Annotated in this window: 17 protein-coding genes and 1 pseudogene; 1 reads left to right on the top strand and 17 read right to left on the bottom strand. The window is 46.0% G+C overall.

Features of this window, described 5'->3' with window-relative positions; translation table 11 throughout:
* Positions 1 to 13 precede the first annotated feature (13 nt).
* From uvrB to FFM73_RS00690, 17 genes are all read right to left on the bottom strand, one after another.
* Positions 14 to 2,020 (bottom strand): excinuclease ABC subunit UvrB, encoded by a 2,007-nt coding sequence (uvrB, locus tag FFM73_RS00770; RefSeq protein WP_137629894.1) that lies wholly within the window; start codon positions 2,018 to 2,020, stop codon positions 14 to 16.
* 171 nt (positions 2,021 to 2,191) lie between these two features.
* A complete protein-coding gene (locus FFM73_RS00765) occupies positions 2,192 to 2,716 on the bottom strand; it encodes an acetyltransferase (RefSeq protein ID WP_137629893.1) in 525 nt (174 codons plus the stop codon).
* A gap of 114 nt (positions 2,717 to 2,830) precedes the next feature.
* Positions 2,831 to 3,775, bottom strand: a complete 945-nt coding sequence (trxB, locus tag FFM73_RS00760; protein ID WP_137629892.1) for a thioredoxin-disulfide reductase — start codon at positions 3,773 to 3,775, stop codon at positions 2,831 to 2,833.
* Positions 3,776 to 3,906: 131 nt separating this feature from the next.
* The gene (locus FFM73_RS00755) at positions 3,907 to 4,920 is read right to left on the bottom strand and encodes an NAD(P)H-dependent glycerol-3-phosphate dehydrogenase (RefSeq protein ID WP_137629891.1); all 1,014 of its coding nucleotides are present in this window, start codon (positions 4,918 to 4,920) and stop codon (positions 3,907 to 3,909) included.
* A gap of 12 nt (positions 4,921 to 4,932) precedes the next feature.
* The gene (gene lgt, locus FFM73_RS00750; protein WP_137629890.1) at positions 4,933 to 5,787 is read right to left on the bottom strand and encodes a prolipoprotein diacylglyceryl transferase; all 855 of its coding nucleotides are present in this window, start codon (positions 5,785 to 5,787) and stop codon (positions 4,933 to 4,935) included.
* Positions 5,788 to 5,823: 36 nt separating this feature from the next.
* Positions 5,824 to 6,762 carry an HPr(Ser) kinase/phosphatase gene (gene hprK / locus FFM73_RS00745; RefSeq protein WP_137629889.1) on the bottom strand — a complete coding sequence of 313 codons (939 nt, stop codon included), beginning with the start codon at positions 6,760 to 6,762 and terminating at the stop codon, positions 5,824 to 5,826.
* A gap of 192 nt (positions 6,763 to 6,954) precedes the next feature.
* Entirely contained in the window at positions 6,955 to 7,320 is a 366-nt protein-coding gene (locus tag FFM73_RS00740; RefSeq protein ID WP_137629888.1) for a phage holin family protein, read from the bottom strand.
* 10 nt (positions 7,321 to 7,330) lie between these two features.
* Complete coding sequence (locus FFM73_RS00735; RefSeq protein ID WP_137629887.1) at positions 7,331 to 7,624, bottom strand: PspC domain-containing protein; 294 nt, start codon at positions 7,622 to 7,624, stop codon at positions 7,331 to 7,333.
* A gap of 254 nt (positions 7,625 to 7,878) precedes the next feature.
* Positions 7,879 to 8,541, bottom strand: a complete 663-nt coding sequence (phoU, locus tag FFM73_RS00730; RefSeq protein ID WP_137629886.1) for a phosphate signaling complex protein PhoU — start codon at positions 8,539 to 8,541, stop codon at positions 7,879 to 7,881.
* Positions 8,542 to 8,559: 18 nt separating this feature from the next.
* Positions 8,560 to 9,315, bottom strand: coding sequence for a phosphate ABC transporter ATP-binding protein PstB (gene pstB / locus FFM73_RS00725; RefSeq protein WP_137629885.1), 756 nt, complete (start codon positions 9,313 to 9,315; stop codon positions 8,560 to 8,562).
* 9 nt (positions 9,316 to 9,324) lie between these two features.
* Positions 9,325 to 10,113, bottom strand: coding sequence for a phosphate ABC transporter ATP-binding protein PstB (pstB, locus tag FFM73_RS00720; RefSeq protein WP_373278612.1), 789 nt, complete (start codon positions 10,111 to 10,113; stop codon positions 9,325 to 9,327).
* Between the two features lie 78 nt (positions 10,114 to 10,191).
* Positions 10,192 to 11,076, bottom strand: a complete 885-nt coding sequence (gene pstA, locus FFM73_RS00715; protein WP_137629883.1) for a phosphate ABC transporter permease PstA — start codon at positions 11,074 to 11,076, stop codon at positions 10,192 to 10,194.
* Complete coding sequence (gene pstC / locus FFM73_RS00710) at positions 11,073 to 11,999, bottom strand: phosphate ABC transporter permease subunit PstC (protein WP_171001140.1); 927 nt, start codon at positions 11,997 to 11,999, stop codon at positions 11,073 to 11,075. The genes pstA and pstC overlap by 4 nt, the downstream gene beginning before the upstream one ends.
* Positions 11,992 to 12,879, bottom strand: coding sequence for a phosphate ABC transporter substrate-binding protein PstS family protein (locus tag FFM73_RS00705; protein ID WP_137629882.1), 888 nt, complete (start codon positions 12,877 to 12,879; stop codon positions 11,992 to 11,994). Before FFM73_RS00705 ends, pstC begins: the two co-directional genes overlap by 8 nt.
* A gap of 181 nt (positions 12,880 to 13,060) precedes the next feature.
* A complete protein-coding gene (gene pnpS, locus FFM73_RS00700) occupies positions 13,061 to 14,443 on the bottom strand; it encodes a two-component system histidine kinase PnpS (protein WP_137629881.1) in 1,383 nt (460 codons plus the stop codon).
* Positions 14,436 to 15,146, bottom strand: a complete 711-nt coding sequence (locus FFM73_RS00695; protein WP_137629880.1) for a response regulator transcription factor — start codon at positions 15,144 to 15,146, stop codon at positions 14,436 to 14,438. The genes pnpS and FFM73_RS00695 overlap by 8 nt, the downstream gene beginning before the upstream one ends.
* A 9-nt stretch (positions 15,147 to 15,155) precedes the next feature.
* On the bottom strand, positions 15,156 to 16,310 hold the full coding sequence (locus tag FFM73_RS00690) for a PDZ domain-containing protein (RefSeq protein ID WP_171001139.1): 1,155 nt from the start codon (positions 16,308 to 16,310) through the stop codon (positions 15,156 to 15,158).
* 283 nt (positions 16,311 to 16,593) lie between these two features.
* On the opposite strand from FFM73_RS00690, the pseudogene FFM73_RS12920 reads away from it, so the two are divergent.
* Positions 16,594 to 16,803 (top strand): annotated as a pseudogene (locus FFM73_RS12920) (ISL3 family transposase); the annotation flags it as partial.

The raw sequence follows: 16,803 nt of genomic DNA, 5'->3' as shown, positions 1-16,803 counted from the left end.
AATCGCTCCCTCGTTACCCATCTAATTCAGCTTTTAATTCCAGTACAGTATCACGCAGCGTTGCGGCGTGTTCGAAATCGAGTTTCTTAGCCGCACTGCGCATTTCATCTTCCAGTCGTTTGATCATGTCTTTTTGCTGCTCCAGTGTCATGGATTCAAAGTCAGTTTCAACAAAGTCATCCTTCTTGCCGGCATTCTTATCCGGCTTAGTCACACTGATCAAATCACGAATATCCTTCTTGATTGTCTTCGGTGTAATGTGATGTTTCTTGTTATAAGCCGTTTGAATCTTTCGCCGCCGAGCGGTTTCATCCATCGCTTTTTTCATGGAATCCGTCACCGTATCAGCGTACATAATAACCGCACCATGAACGTTCCGCGCAGCCCGGCCCATGGTTTGAATCAGGGACCGTTCGTTACGCAGGAAGCCTTCCTTATCGGCATCCAAAATAGCGACTAAGGAAACTTCAGGAACATCAATTCCTTCACGTAACAGGTTGATGCCGACCAGCACATCGTACTTGCCCAACCGTAGATCACGGATGATCTGGGTCCGTTCCAGCGTTTTAATATCACTGTGCAGATAAGCCACTTTAATGCCCAGATCCTTGAGATAATCACTGAGATCCTCAGCCATCTTTTTAGTTAACGTGGTGACAAAGACCCGTTCGTTGGCATCGACGCGCTTATTGATTTCACCAACCAAGTCATCCATCTGCCCCATGATTGGCCGCACTTCAACCGTTGGATCCAGTAATCCAGTTGGTCGAATGATTTGCTGAACCACTGTATTCGTCTGGTCCATCTCATAATCACCGGGTGTGGCCGACATATAAACCACCTGGTTAATGTGTTTTTCAAATTCATCTAGTTTTAACGGCCGGTTATCCAGTGCACTTGGCAGCCGGAACCCATAGTCGATCAACTGCTGCTTCCGAGAGCGGTCACCATTATACATTCCGCGAACTTGCGGCATGGTAACATGGGATTCGTCCACTACCAACAGGAAATCTTTCGGGAAGAAATCTAGCAAGGTGTACGGTGGCTCCCCAGGTTTACGACCATCCATGAAGCGTGAATAGTTTTCGATCCCGTTGGTGTAGCCCATTTCCCGCAGCATTTCAATATCATAAGTAGTTCGTTGCTTAAGCCGCTGAGCCTCTAGTAGCTTACCTTCTTTTTCAAAGTGGGCTAGACGATCCTTTAATTCAGCTTCAATCCCAGTAATCGCACGGTCCATGATATCATCGTTAGTCATAAAGTGAGTCGCCGGGAAAATCGCTACGTGATCGCGATCACCGACAATTTCACCCGTTAAGGCATCCACTTCACGGATTCGGTCGATCTCGTCACCGAAGAATTCGATTCGCAGAGCTTTTTCATCATGGGAAGCCGGGAAGATTTCCACCACATCGCCGTGAACCCGGAATCGGCCACGCTGAAAATCGATATCATTACGTTCGAATTGAATATCCACCAGCTTGCGCATCAGGTCATTGCGTTCAATTTGCTGACCGACGCGAAGGGACACTGTGTGGTTCTTATATTCGGTGGGATCCCCTAAACCAAAGATCGATGACACCGACGCCACCACGATCACATCGTTGCGTTCCAACAACGAACTGGTTGCGGAGTGCCGCAGCTTATCAATTTCATCATTAATTGAAGAATCCTTTTCAATGTACGTATCACTAGATGGCACGTACGCTTCCGGTTGGTAATAGTCATAGTAACTGACAAAATACTCAACCGCGTTATTGGGGAAAAATTCCTTAAATTCACCATAAAGTTGGCCAGCCAGCGTCTTGTTATGAGACAAGATCAGCGTTGGCTTATTCACGTTTTTGATCACGTTGGAAATAGTAAAAGTTTTCCCAGTTCCAGTCGCGCCTAACAGTACCTGAGCCCGCTTACCTTGGTCGATACCTGCCGTCAATTCCTTGATAGCTTCAGGCTGGTCACCTGTTGGCTGATACTTTGAAACTAGGTCAAACTGACGATCTTCCTGCCGTTCAATCATAAATGGAATACCCCCTTAATTTCAGTACACGTTAAAAGCAGGAAAGCAGCTGCCTTCCCACATGCGTTCGTCTATTCTAACATAGCGAACATATTTTCGCCAACAAAAGTATTAGGTATTGCTCGTAGTCATATAAAGCTTGATATAACAGCCTTTTGACGTTCAAATTACCTATAGCGCCTTTTGATAAATCACCGCATCCATGAACACTGAGCCAGCCTTCGTTCGCGTTTCGCTGACGGGTTCAAATTGCGCCTGAGTGTAAAATTGCTGACTATCCTGGTCTGCTTTAAGCACCAGTAATTGCACCTGCACGGCGGTCAATTTTTTCAACGTCGCTAAAACTTGGTTAAGGATCTGATGACGTTCACTAGCCGAGATGCTGGTGTCATCAACAAAGAATTGCCCTAACCAAACTAGTTGGGGTGCTGGATAATCAATGGTTAAATCAATCGTTGCGACTAGCTTATCAGCCTTAAATAACCCTAAATAATGTTTCTGATCAGCGGTAGCTTCACTGGCAACCTCATCTAGATCAGCAATGGCTTCCTGTTTAGTCAGCTGATGGTCCAAAAATAAATCAAAGTAGTCGCGCTGCTGTTTTTGCAACCGATAGATCTGATCCTCATCGTCATGTGTCAGCTCCCGAACGTCGTACGAAAGCTGGTTAGCGAGTTGTTTAGCAAGTGTCTGCATAATGGTATCCCCTTTTTAGTTTACAGTTTGACTTTATTATATCGTTTAACGCAACAAAAAGATGGAATGGCCGATAACCATTCCATCTTTTTATCATTTTATAACCGACTGCATTTACTTAACAGTTGCTCCACTGTCAGCTAATGATTCAATATACTTAAACACTTGTTGACTAGCGATACCGCCGTCACCGACCGCCGTCGTAATTTGACGCAGGTCTTTGACCCGGACATCACCAATTGCAAAAATACCGGGAACCTTAGTTTCCATGTGGTCGTTGGCTTCGATCCAGCCCGTTTTATCGGTAATCCCAAGATTCATGAACTGCTCAGTCTTAGGTAAGATGCCAACGTAAATGAAGACCCCGCTGGCATCAATCGTTGTTTCTTCACCAGTCTGGTTGTTCTTAACTTTCACGCCAGTCACTTTTTGGTCGTCACCAAGGATTTCCTCAACATTGCTGTTCCAGACAAAGTTCATCTTCTCGTTAGCAAACGCCCGGTCTTGAATGACCTTTTGTGCCCGTAATTGATCGCGACGATGAATCACCGTGACCTTAGAAGCTAATTGCGTGAGGTAAAGCCCCTCTTCAACGGCAGAATCACCACCGCCGACCACGATGACTTCGCGACCTTTAAAGAAGGCCCCGTCACAAACCGCGCAGTACGAAACCCCACGGCCACCATAGGCTTCTTCACCAGGAACCCCTAATTTACGGTATTCAGAGCCAGTCGCAATCACGACGGCTTTGGTTTCATAAGTTTCCGTATCAGTGGTCACAACCTTAGTGGCACCGTGATCCTCAACGGATTCCACACTGCCATAAGCATACTCAGCACCAAACTGAGTGGACCCCTTATACATATCCTCTGCTAAATCAGGACCCAGCACTGATGAAAAACCGGGATAATTTTCAATTGCTGCGGTGTTATTCATCTGACCGCCATAAATTCCGCGGTCTAACATGAGTACGGATAAGTTGGCACGGGATGCATAGAGCGCGGCGGTCATTCCACCGGGACCTGCACCAATTACAATCACATCATACTGTTTAGCCATACGACTTCCCCTTTCAGCGCAACACGTGCGACACTCATTAATTTAATTGCTTACTGTAATTTTTGACAAAATTCAGTTTACTATCTTTTTGTAAGTTTGTCGAGTAATCCGACTGCCAGCAAAATAGCCTGTTAAAATTCGGAACGGCCTTCACGCATCATTAAGTCAGAAATGGCCGTGCGAATGTCTTTGCCTTCATAGAGTACTTGGTAAATAGCACCGGTAATTGGCATCTCAACGCCGCGCTGTTTAGCTAATTCATAAGCAGCCTTAGTCGTGGCAACCCCTTCAATGACCATGCCCATGGTATCAATCACTTCTTGCAGGCTCTGGCCCTTACCCAGTTCATCACCGGCCCGGTAGTTACGGGAATTTTCACTGGTCCCAGTCACGATAATGTCACCGACACCCGCTAACCCAGTAAAGGTCTGTGGGTTGGCCCCAAATGAAGCGCCTAGCCGTGAAATTTCAGCTAGTCCACGGGTCATTAAAGCCGCCTTGGCGTTATCGCCGTAGCCTAACCCGTTTAAAGCACCAGTGCCCAGCGCAATGATGTTTTTCAGGGCAGCCGCAATTTCCACACCGATCACATCGCTGTTGGTGTAGACCCGGAAATAACGGTTCATAAACAGCTGCTGAACGTGTTTAGCAGCGTCCGCGTCCGTGCTGGCTGCAGTCACCAGTGTAATGTCGCGTTTAGCAACGTCTTCAGCATGACTTGGTCCTGATAGCACTGTGATCGATTTTCTAAGTTCAGCTGGAATCTCCTCTGCTAGGATCTCAGAGACCCGCTTGTAAGTCCCCTGCTCAATCCCTTTGCTGGCGTGAATCAACTGAGGCTTGGTCTGTAATTCTTCCAGTACCTGTTTAACGTCACCCGCCACAGAACGAACGGCCTTGGTTGGCACAACGAACAACACGGTGGTTGCCCCCGTTAACGCCTGCTTTAAATCTGAATAGGCTATCAGGGTTTCAGAATACGTAAAATCTTTCATATAATGCGTATTAGTGTGCTTTTCGTTAAGCTCTTTGACTTGTTTTGGATTGTATGACCAGAGTGACACTTCATTGCCATTTTCATCCAATAGATTAGCTAAGATACTGCCCCAAGAACCTGCACCTAATACAGCAATTTTTTCAGACATAGTAATTACTCCTTAGTTTTTAGCCTGCTGGGCCTTTTTTGAAAACGGATTACCGTCCAGATACATAGGAACCTGCGTACCAAGCCGGCGACGGTAAATCATGAGTCCAATTGCACCAATAAACAATATTACGGATAACAGCTGTGATATTCGAATCGTGTTAAACAGCATTAAGCTATCCGTTCTCATTCCTTCAATAAAGAAACGGCCAAACGAATACCAGATGACATAGCTCAGGAACACTTCACCCTGTTTAAACAGCCCCGGTCGATGCCGTAAGCTCATCAGGACAATAAAACCCAGAATATCCCAAGTCGACTCATACAAGAAAGTCGGCTGACGGTATGCCCCGTTGATCAGCATCTGGGAGATAATAAAATGCGGTAGATGTAACCCCTGAAGAAAGCTCAGACTGGTAATCTGGCCAAACGCTTCCTGGTTCATAAAATTACCCCAGCGGCCAATGCCTTGTCCCATGATCACCGTTGGCGCAGCAATATCGAGCATTAGCCAAACCGGAATAAAGCGCGACCGGCAAAAGAAGAAGACCACGATGCCGGCTCCAATCAAAGAACCATACACGGCAATTCCGCCATCCCAGATTCGAATGATCTCTGCCGGATGCTGGGAATAATAGGGCCATTCAAACGCCACGTAGTAGATCCGGGCTGCAATAATGGCCGCTGGTAGTGCCCATAAAATCATGTCGTAGATATCATCGGCTAACACGTTTCGCCGACCGCCTTCACGAACGGCCAATGTCACCGCAATAATCACGGCACTGGCAATAATGACGCCATACCAATGAACTTGAATCGGTCCCAGATGAAACGCAATGGGATTTAGTGCTGCGAGAATTCCCTGCAAGGATGCCACCTCTTAACTTTCACTTATTATTAATGTTTATTTCTCGTTGGAATTTTTCTTGATCAGTCGGTTGAGGTTCTGATCAAACACTTTGGTTGCGTCATAACCCATTGAACGGGCCCGGAAGTTCATGGCCGCGGCTTCAATGATGATGGCTAAATTCCGACCCGTTTTAACGGGAATCGAAATCTTAGGGATCTCAACGTCAAAAATCTTTTGGGTTTCGGAATTATTTCCTAGACGATCAAACTTCTTATCCCGAGTCCACGCTTCTAGGTGGACGATCAGTTCAATATCGGTTTCACTGCGAACCGCACCGGCACCAAATAGATTCATCACATCGATGATCCCAATACCACGAATTTCCAATAGATGTGACAAAATCGCGGGTGCTTCACCAATTAAGGTCTGTTCATCTTGTTGATAGACTTCCACCCGGTCATCAGCAATCAGCCGGTGACCACGCTTAACCAGTTCCAACGCGGTTTCACTCTTACCGACACCGGAATCACCGGTAATCAAGACCCCGACACCGTAGATATCAACTAAAACACCGTGCAGTGACTGGCGTTCAGCCAATTTACCTTCCAGATAGTTGGTCATGTTACTCAAAACTCTGGAAGTCGTCATTTTAGTGCCCAGAATTGGAATGTTGGTTTCCTTAGCCGCCTGCAGTAATTCTTCCGGCGGTTCAAGCTGCGTTGAGATTACAAACGCGGGCGTTTCAGGCTGGCACATCTGCCGCATGACTTTTAAGAGATCATCATGACTCATGCCCTTCGCAAAGGAGGTCTCAGTGATCCCCAATAGCTGAATCCGTTTAGCTGGGTAGTAGTTAAAGTAACCCGTTAATTCAAGCCCTGGCCGTGAAATATCACTGGTCGAGATCTTCCGGTCAGCTAAGAAATCATCGCCGTAAAGCACGTCTAGGCGAATATTTTTGACTAATTCTGCAACTGTTACACTTTCTGCCAAATTATTGACCACTACTGGTACACGATGTGCATGAACTAAAGCGCTGTCACTTTAGTTTCCCGGTTAGCCACCGGGGATTTTATACTCCGTTTAAACATCATTCTCATCAGAAACCATTTTAGCTAACACCAGCCAGTAGTGGCTCGCCCTTCTTTCCAAATCTGGTCCTCATGAGAAATACGGAGGTGATTATCACTCTTTACTCTGCTTATGGCCGTGACCGACGTAATTGGAAATGACGGCGTTACACAGCGACATCAAAACGGCCACTAACAGCGCCGTTCCAAATGAACTGAAATGAAAGTCATTACCAATTAACATTGAGGTCAGCTGCAGCATTGCCCCGTTGATCACGATGCTGAATAAGCCCAGCGTCACCACGGTGATTGGCAGTGATAGAATTTGCAGCACTGGTTTCACTAATGCGTTTAACACCGATAAAACCACACTGGCTAATAACGCGATCCACGGACTGGCCACGTAAAAACTGGTACTTAAAAAACCAGCTAGTGCCATAAATAACACGGCGTTGATTAAAATCCGAGCCCAAGCTTTCATAGTCTACAACTCACTTTTTATCAGTGTCTTCTTCAGTAACATCATGAAGTTCTTTTCGCGAACGTGACTGCTGTCCTGAACCCCAAAAAGTCGTGTGATGGCTGGTACCAGAATCTTCTGGGATCAATACGGTGAGCAGTAGATAAACGAGTATGCCAAATAAAATTCGCCCTAGAAAAATCGATAAAACCACATAAATGACCCGCACCAGGGTTTTATTAACACCAAAGTACTCGGCTAAGCCGCCCAGGACACCAGTTAATATTCGGTTTGGCGAACGTGTAAGCCGTCGTTTGCTATTCATCAAAAAATCACCTCATTTCTAGTTACCACTTATCAAATAAGTGAACTGCTCTGCAACCTTTAATCATGATAAACGAGTAACTGGATAGTCACTACTAGAATCATTATACCTGCTCCTTGGGATATGAACAATTCAACATTACTTTAACACGCTTTTTTACTTCATTAAATTCAACTGTCTAAGCCCTAATGAGCAGCGTAAAAACCATAAAAGCCAGTCGTCATCATTATAATGGCTACTGGCTTTAACATATATCACTTCATTAACTTTAATTCAACAATTTGACCCGTTTTTAGATAAACGATCCATTCACCAACGTTAGTTAAATAATCGGCAATTCGTACGAGGTCCGCCGCAACGTTGTTGTAATTCATCGCGGCCACTACGACATCGGCATCCGTGGTAATCTCATGGTAACTATCCCGCATGATCTGATTCCGATAATCAACCAGCTGATTGTTTACCGTCACCAACGCCTTAGCCGCCTCTTCATCCTTATCAACGTAGGCCTGAATCGCCTGTTTCACCATATCGGTGGTGAGATGCCCCATTTCGGCAAGCTGGGTCTCAATCTCTGCTACCCGCGTATTGCCCTTAACTTCAATGGTGGCGTGCGCAATATTGCGGGCGTGATCACCAGCCCGTTCAAGGTCCGAAACGGCCTTTAGAATGGTTACGACTTCTCTGAGGTCAGAAGTTACGGGTTGATACAGGGCAATGATCTCAAAGGATTTCGTTTCCAGCTGAATCTCGCGGTCATTGATATCATGATCATGGTCAATAATATTTTGCGCTGCCTCGCGATCATGATCAATAAATGCGGCCACCGACTGCTGCACCACGTTGCTGACCAAGATGCCCATTTCGGTAAACCCATTGTCCAGTTCATCTAGTTCTTCATCGAATAAACGTCTCATTGAAACCCTCCTCAGGTTTTAGCCAAACCGGCCGCTAATATAATCTTCCGTCTGTTTATGCGCAGGATTCATAAAGATCTTCTTAGTATCATCAACTTCGATCACTTCACCATTCATGAAAAAAGCTGTCCGATCCGCAATTCTGGAAGCCTGCTGTAGATTATGCGTCACGGTGATGATGGTGTAATCGGTTCTTAATTTTAACAAAGTCGCTTCAATTTGGCTACTAGAAATTGGATCCAGCGCACTAGTCGGTTCATCCAGTAAGATAATCTGCGGTGAAACGGCCAGTACCCGGGCAATGCAGACCCGTTGCTGCTGACCGCCTGACAGCGACAGCGCACTTTCATGCAGGTGATCCTTCACTTCGTCCCAAACAGCTGCCTGCTTCAAACTGGTCTCGACGACTTGATCTAACCGTTCATGATCCTTCTCGCCAGCTAATTTAAGCCCGAAAATCACGTTATCGTAAATTGAAAAGGGGAACGGGTTGGGCTGCTGAAAAACCATCCCGATCTCTTTACGCAAGGTCACCAGATCAGTTTGGGGGACGTAGATATCCTGACCACGAAATTTGATGGTTCCCGTAATGGTCACATCGGGAATTAAGTCGTTCATGCGGTTAAGGGTTCTCAGGTACGTTGATTTACTGGAACCAGAAGGCCCAATCAAAGCGGTGATTCCACCCTCGTCAAACGAGAGATTGATGCCTTTGAGGGCTTCTTTTTGACCGTAGTAAACGTGCAGATCATGGGTTTCTAATAGTTTAGTCATGGCAGCCTCCTAGCCAAAGTCCCCAGCAACGTAATTATTCGTCAATTGCACTTGAGGGCTCGTAAAGATTTGTGACGTTTCATCATATTCAAGCACCCGGCCCATATTAAAGAATGCGGTATAGTCGCTGATTCGAGCAGCCTGCTGCATATTATGGGTCACAATAATAATGGTGTAGTCATTTTTTAACTGCAGCAGTGTTTCTTCTAATTTACTGGTAGAAACTGGATCCAACGCGCTGGCCGGCTCATCTAACAGTAAAATATCCGGTTTAACGGCCAGTGCTCGGGCAATGCATAATCGCTGCTGCTGACCGCCCGATAGCGCTAAAGCACTCTTTTTCAGTTGATCCTTAACTTCATCCCAGAGTGCGGCCTGTTTTAAGCTAGTCTCTACGGCCTCATCTAATGTCTGCTTATCGGTAACCCCACGACGCTTTAACGCGAAAGTAATGTTGTCATAAATTGATTTGGAAAACGGGTTGGGCCGTTGAAAAACCATCCCGATTCGCCGGCGCATCTCGTAAACGTCAATTTCTGGGCGGTTCACGTCAACACCACGATAGAGAATTTCCCCCGTTACCCGGGCAACGCCGTCATTCATCCGGTTCAATGACCTTAAATAGGTTGATTTCCCAGAACCGGATGGCCCGATCAGTGCCGAAATTCGATGTTCAGGAAACTTGAGATCACCTTCATGAATGGCCTCATTGTCACCATAGTAAACGTGCAGCTGCTTGGTTTCCAGCACGATTGGCGCTGAATCTTTTAGACTGGGATCCACAATATTGCGTGCCAGCCACCCGTCATCTGAATGCGGGCTTGAAGGATTGATCAGCATTTTTTAGACCTCCTGATAATAGCTTTCATTAGTATTCTAACCCGCTGTCAGCCGTTTAAATAGTCGGTGGCCAACGAACCGGGCCAATAAATTAAAGCCCAGAACCGAGATGACCAGCACGGCCGAAGCACCAGAAGAAATGGCTTTCGCGTCGGGCATGATACCTTCCGAGTTAATCTTCCAAATGTGAACGGCTAAGGTTTCTGCAGGCCGCATTGGATTTAGTGGACTGGAGATGTTAAACGGATTCCAGTCGGTAAAGTTCAGGGCTGGTGCACTTTGACCAGCGGTGAAGATCAAGGCAGCGGCTTCCCCAAAAATCCGGCCGGCACTCAAAATTACCCCGGTTAAAATAGTGGGCAACGCGGCCGGTACAATAACGTGGAGCACCGTTTCCCATTTTGAAAGACCCAGTGCCAGGCCGCCTTCACGCTGTTCATCGGGAACGGCCGCCAGCGCTTCTTCAATACTGCGTGTCAGTAACGGTAAGTTAAAGAACGTCAGCGCAAACGCCCCGGACAAGATTGAAAAACCAAACCCAAACTGGACCACGAAGATCAAGAAACCGAAGAGTCCGACCACTACTGAAGGCAATGAGCTTAAGATTTCAATAGAAGTTCTGACCAGTGAGGTCACCCAATTTTGTTTAGCATATTCATTTAAATAAATACCGGCCCCTAACGCGATTGGAAAGGAAATCAGCATGGTTAAAATCAGCAGATAAAAGGAATTAAACAGTTGAATTCCGATACCACCGCCACTGGTAAACGCTCTGGCTGGCGAAGTCAGAAAATGCCAGCTCAATGCCGGCAGCCCACTAATAATGATGTACCCTAATAACGCGGCTAAGATCACCACGATGGTACTGGCAATGACGTAAAGTACCGTGATTGCTACGCGATTACTTAATTTCGGATTCATTTCGACATTGCCCCCTTCCGGCCAATCATGCGGATCACTAAGTTAAAGATCAATGACATGACCAGCAGGACTAACGCTAGTGACCACAGTGCATTATTTTGCAGTGATCCCATCACCGTATTGCCAATACCGGTAGTCAGTACTGACGTCAGCGTTGATGCCGGTGAAACTAGGCTCGTTGGCATCAGTGCCGCGTTACCAATCACCATCTGTACCGCTAACGCTTCACCGAAGGCTCGAGCCATTCCAAACACGATGGCGGTCAGCATTCCTGGCGTTGCAGCTCTTAAAACCACCTTGTAAATCGTTTGCCACTGGGTAGCGCCCAACGCCAAAGCAGCTTCGCGGTAGTAGCGCGGTACGGAACGTAAGGCGTCAACGCTCATAGACGTGACCGTTGGTAAGATCATGACAAACAGTACAAACGTCCCCGCTAAAATACCAAACCCGCTGCCGCCAAAGACACTGCGGACGGCTGGTACAACGACTGTCAGTCCAATAAAGCCATAGACCACTGAAGGAATTCCCACCAGCAGTTCGATCACTGGCTGTAACAATTTGGCGCCCCGATGCGGTGAAATTTCATTCATAAAGATGGCTGTTCCAATAGCAAATGGTGTTGCCAACAGTGCTGACAAGATCGTCACCACAAACGACCCGCTGATCATGGGTAAGGCGCCCACTTCAGGCTGACCCTTTGAATTCGTTACACTGGGATTCCAATTCTTACCCGTTAAAAAATCCATCAAATTAACGTGATTGGTAAAAAAGGTGGATAACCCCTTAGAGGCCACAAAAATGATAATTGCAAAAACGGTGAGCGTAATCAGCATTAAAGCTAGAAAGCTGACCGTTTTCCCCAGCCGTTCCAGCTTGGCTGCTTTAGACCGTTTAAGAAGCTGTTTTTGTAAGTTATTATTCATGATTGGCCTCCACTTGGTGCACTTTTCCTTGTCCATCACGGGTAACCTTCATATCCGCCATACTGATATAACCTAACCGCCGAACCAGCGTATTTTGAATTGCATTCGATTGCACATACTGAATAAATTTTTTAGCTAGTGGCTGCGGATTATGACCCGTATACATATGCTCGTAAGACCAGATCGACCACTGGTTATCAGCCACGTTTTGATTAGTCGGCTGAATGCCATTTAAGCTAACCGCTTGAATCGTCTTATTAACGTAGGAGAACCCAACATAACTAATCGCACCTGGAGTAGTCGCGACAATTTGCCGAACCATCCCAGAAGAGTCCTGTTCCTGCGCGGCGATACTGCGCTGACCTTTCAACCCAAAGCGTTCAAATGTCGTGCGCGTACCGCTACCTTGAGCCCGGTTTAAGATGACAATTTTTTGATCTTTGCCACCCACCTGAGACCAATTGCGGACTTTCCCGGTAAACACCGCAATCAGCTGAGCCGTTGTCAACTGGTTGATTCCTGCTGAGCGATTAACAATGGGTGTAATGCCCACAACCGCTACTCGATGATCCTGCAGCCGAGAAGCGACAATGCCCTTTTGCTCCTCAGCAAAAACGTCAGCATTACCAATATCAACCGCGCCTTCCTGAACTTGGCTTAGCCCCGTACCAGAACCGCCACCCTGAACATTGATAAACGTGCCCAAGTGATGATTAGAATAATCTTCCCCAGCCGCTTCTACCAGTGGCTGCAAAGCGGTGGAACCCACCGCTGTAATGGTCATATTAGCTTTGTTAACTTGCCTAGTCTGATAGGCCCAGCCACCTAAAATAATCAAGCCAACCAGCAGCAGGCATTCGATCCACCGCTTCTTTTGCATGTTCAAGCCCCCATTTCATCTTTCAAAATCAGTATATCGAGACATTGTAAATGTAATATACATATCTTTGTAAAGGTTATGTAAATATTCGTTACTTTTACCTATACCAATCTTAATTTAGACAAAAAGGATCCCACATATTCAATGATCTGAATATCTAGGATCCTACAAAATAATCTGATTATGACGATTTAATGGGGAATGTAACGGTAAAGATACTGCCCACACCCCGTTGACTTTCAACTGATATTTGGCCCTGCAGTGACTGGACCAATTCCAACACAATAGCCAAGCCTAAACCAGTACCGCTAACCACCTGATTAGTTCGCGAGCTGTCCACCCGGTAGAACCGTTCAAAAATTCTGGCCTGTTCATTTTGCGCAATGCCGATTCCGGTATCGGCCACTTTCAAGGTCCAGTCATGTGCTGTCGCCCCATAACTGACCGTAACTGAACCGCCTTCACGATTATACTTGATCGCATTCGACAGTAAATTCTTGATAACTTCCACGAGCTTCTTTTCATCGGATTGCTGAGCCTGTCCTGCCGGCACCTGATTATGCAACGTCACGTGCTTCATCGCTGCAATCTGCTGTAACGTACTGATCTGTTCATCAACAATCTCAGAAATATCCAAGTCCGTCATTTTTTGCTGTGAGATCGACTGTGATTCGATCCGTGAGATCGATAACACGTCTGTAATCAATTCCGTTAGCCGTTTGCTTTCCTTTTGAATGATATCTAAAAACTGATTCAACGTTTCTGGATCATCCTTGGCGCCGTCTTGCAGCGTCTCAGCAAAACCGGCAATGGCCGTCACGGGCGTTTTGAGTTCATGAGAGGCATTGGACAAAAAGTCCATTTGCATCTTTTCAACCGCGTAGATCTCCGTCACATCATACAGTAAAACCAAGATTTGAAAAAAATCTTCAGAAGTTGACGTGTAGATGACCGAAACTTCGACTCGCTTTTCAGCTGGCACCCCAGGTAAAGTAATCACCTGACGTTTGGATTTTTTGGTACTAAAAACTTGGCCAATTAAGGAAACCAGTTCGAACTGATGAATATCCTGTGTATAGGGATGCCGTCTGGGGCTGATCTCCGTTTGTAAAAACTCCGCCATAGCGGAATTAGCCATTTCAACTTTGCGATAGTTATCGATCACCATGACACCGATCGGCAAATACGACAAAAGCAGCTTTAATTCCTCACTCTGTTGCGCATGGTTGCGTAAGGCCTTTTGCTGATGCGTCTGCAGCCGATCAATGGCCATGGCTAGTTCGTAATAATCGTTATCCTTATGCAGTAAAATGTGGGCTGGTTCTTCATCCTTGAGCATGCCTTCAACCTTGTGCTGCATGGCGGTAATAGGCTGCTGCCGTTTTCGAAACGCCCAGTTAAAAATACCCACTTCAATGGCCGACACGACTAGATCCAGAATAATCAGTCGCATCATCACACTTGAAACTTGCCCTGAGCCGACCAGTAGCCGGGCAACTAGGATAAAAACCACCAAATTAGTAACAGTCGTTATCAGATACTCTAAACTTATTCGTTTAATCATGCTGAGGTGCCTCAAAGCGATAGCCAAAGCCCCGGACCGTCTTTAAATAAACCGGGTGCTTGGGGTCAGCCTCAATTTTATCCCGCAAATGCGAGATATGAATATCAACCATTCGCGTCTGACCGGCATAATCGAATCCCCAGACGCCTTCAAGCATCTGATCGCGCTTGAGGACCTGATTAGGCCGTTTTACAAGGTAAACTAAGAGTTCAAATTCCTTGGGGGTTAATTTAACTTTGCGGCCGTCCACCGTTACACTCACGGTGGATTGATCGATCAAAATATTGCCAATGTGTAGCTGCTGATTTTCATCAAACCCGTTTTCACCACCGGAATTACTTTGTGTTCGCCGTAAAACTGCTTTTAGTCGTGCTAATACTTCTCTGGGACTGAAGGGTTTGGTGATGTAATCATCCGCCCCTAGTTCCAGTCCAAATACCTTATCAAATTCATCCGTCTTAGCTGTAATCATCAAAATCGGTGTATCAATTTTTTCCTGTCGCAGTTTTTTTGTGACTTCCACACCATCCATACCAGGAAGCATCAAATCTAACAAAATCGCGTCATAGTGCTTCTTGACCGCTAACGAAGCTGCATCAGGACCATTAACCGCCGTGTCCACTTCAAAATTAGCCTTTTCCAAATTATAAGTTAACAGCGTTACAATCGCCGGTTCGTCATCAACAACCAAGACTCTTTGCATAAGGTCCTCCTAATCTTTGAACATCACAATTCCAATCTCATGCGGGGCACCGTCAAAAATGGCGGTTTCGGTAACTTTCAGATCACCCTCTGGCGTCTGAATCTTAAGGTGACAATACGTTGGATCTAACAATAAAGCTTCGTAAAAATTAGTTTCTGAGGAGACTGGCTGCTGGTTGCAAGTCGTAATAATGTCGCCAACTTGAATATCCATCTTGGCAGCCGGCGTTTCCGGTTTGATGCCTAACACCCGAACGCCATGGTCGACTTTAGAAAACCAAAACGACTGCCGCCGGTCCTGCCAGCGCGCTTTGATTAAGCAGCCGACATAGCAGACATACGCTAATCCCAGCACGATTGCAGCTACGGACTTGCTCAATAGTGATAAGCCACCGCCAATCAGTACCAGAACGCTCAGTATTAGAATCATTTTGGATAGTTTTTTGAGAGCCATTTTCGGCGCTTGTTTGAAAATCGTCAGGTGCAGACCAATCAGTACTGGTAAAAATAACGGCGTGACACTGGTCGACCCAAATGACAACACTGGCCAGAAGGCTAAATGCGTGCTGATAAAATTCCCGGGCACTAAGACTAGCATTGGGACAACTAGCAGTTCGTTAAAGGGATAACCTGCAATGAGCTTGCCGCGCTTCTGCGCAAAGATTTTGGGGGAAGCAAAGCGACCGCCGATTTTGCGCAGCCAAAGGCCCAGTAAGCACAAAACTCCTGCAAATAAAATCACTGAATTAGCCAGATTAACTGATTTATTGGAAAAATCCAACTGCCGTATTCCAGACATGAGATGCTGGTTCACATCAAGTTTATTGAGCCAGTCATACAATACCACGGATCCGACAAAAAGGGTGATTGGAAGTCGCGCCCCCAGACCGATAATCATCGCCACCAACGCTAAAACGGTGTAACAGACCCACCAACCGATAGGCACAGTCATGCCTAAAACCAGCGAGACGATTGAAAAAATCAGTCCCAGGAAGACACTGTACAGCACAAAATGCCGAACTTCATACTTATCAGAATAAACGGCACTGCCAAAGGTTAATCGTTCCCGCTTAATTCGTTTATCAGCCGTCCACCATTCACGAATTAGGCCAGCCCACCAAACCGGTTGAGCCACTAAACTTAATATCAATAAGCCAATTGTCATTATCAACACCTGCATTTTCATTATCTGTTTCTAAAAGCAGTATAGCATAAACCTACTACAACCGTTTTCTTAGCGTGAAAGTCCGGTTTAAAAGTTATATAGCAGTTATGATATAGGGCATTAACTATTTAAACTGTAAAGAAAAGCGGGTCTAAGCTTTTTAGTGTTGATTAAGTTCAACACTGAGAAACTTAGGCCTGTTTTTTTGCAAAAAAAGGACACCTAGTCTCCCAGGCGTTATACTTTACAGCGACCAAACCAAAAGTAAAGGCAGGGAAATTAAATGTCCAATATTAATATTACACTAGAAGTTCTCGGAATTACAGATACTCACGTTCATATTAATGGTTATCGCCATGAAAATCATGGCAAAGGTACAGGACGCAAAAAGTTTCTCGTGATTCAAGCAGTATTAACCTATCAGCTGGCACGTTGCCCAGAGTGTGGTTTCGAGGCGCTGTACCCTAACGGTCACATCAAGACTAGAATCCAC

The sequence above is a fragment of the Secundilactobacillus hailunensis genome (assembly GCF_005405185.1).
Taxonomy (GTDB): domain Bacteria; phylum Bacillota; class Bacilli; order Lactobacillales; family Lactobacillaceae; genus Secundilactobacillus; species Secundilactobacillus hailunensis.
The sequence above is the reverse complement of the archived record's forward strand: the minus strand, read 5'-3'. Positions and strand labels throughout refer to the sequence as shown.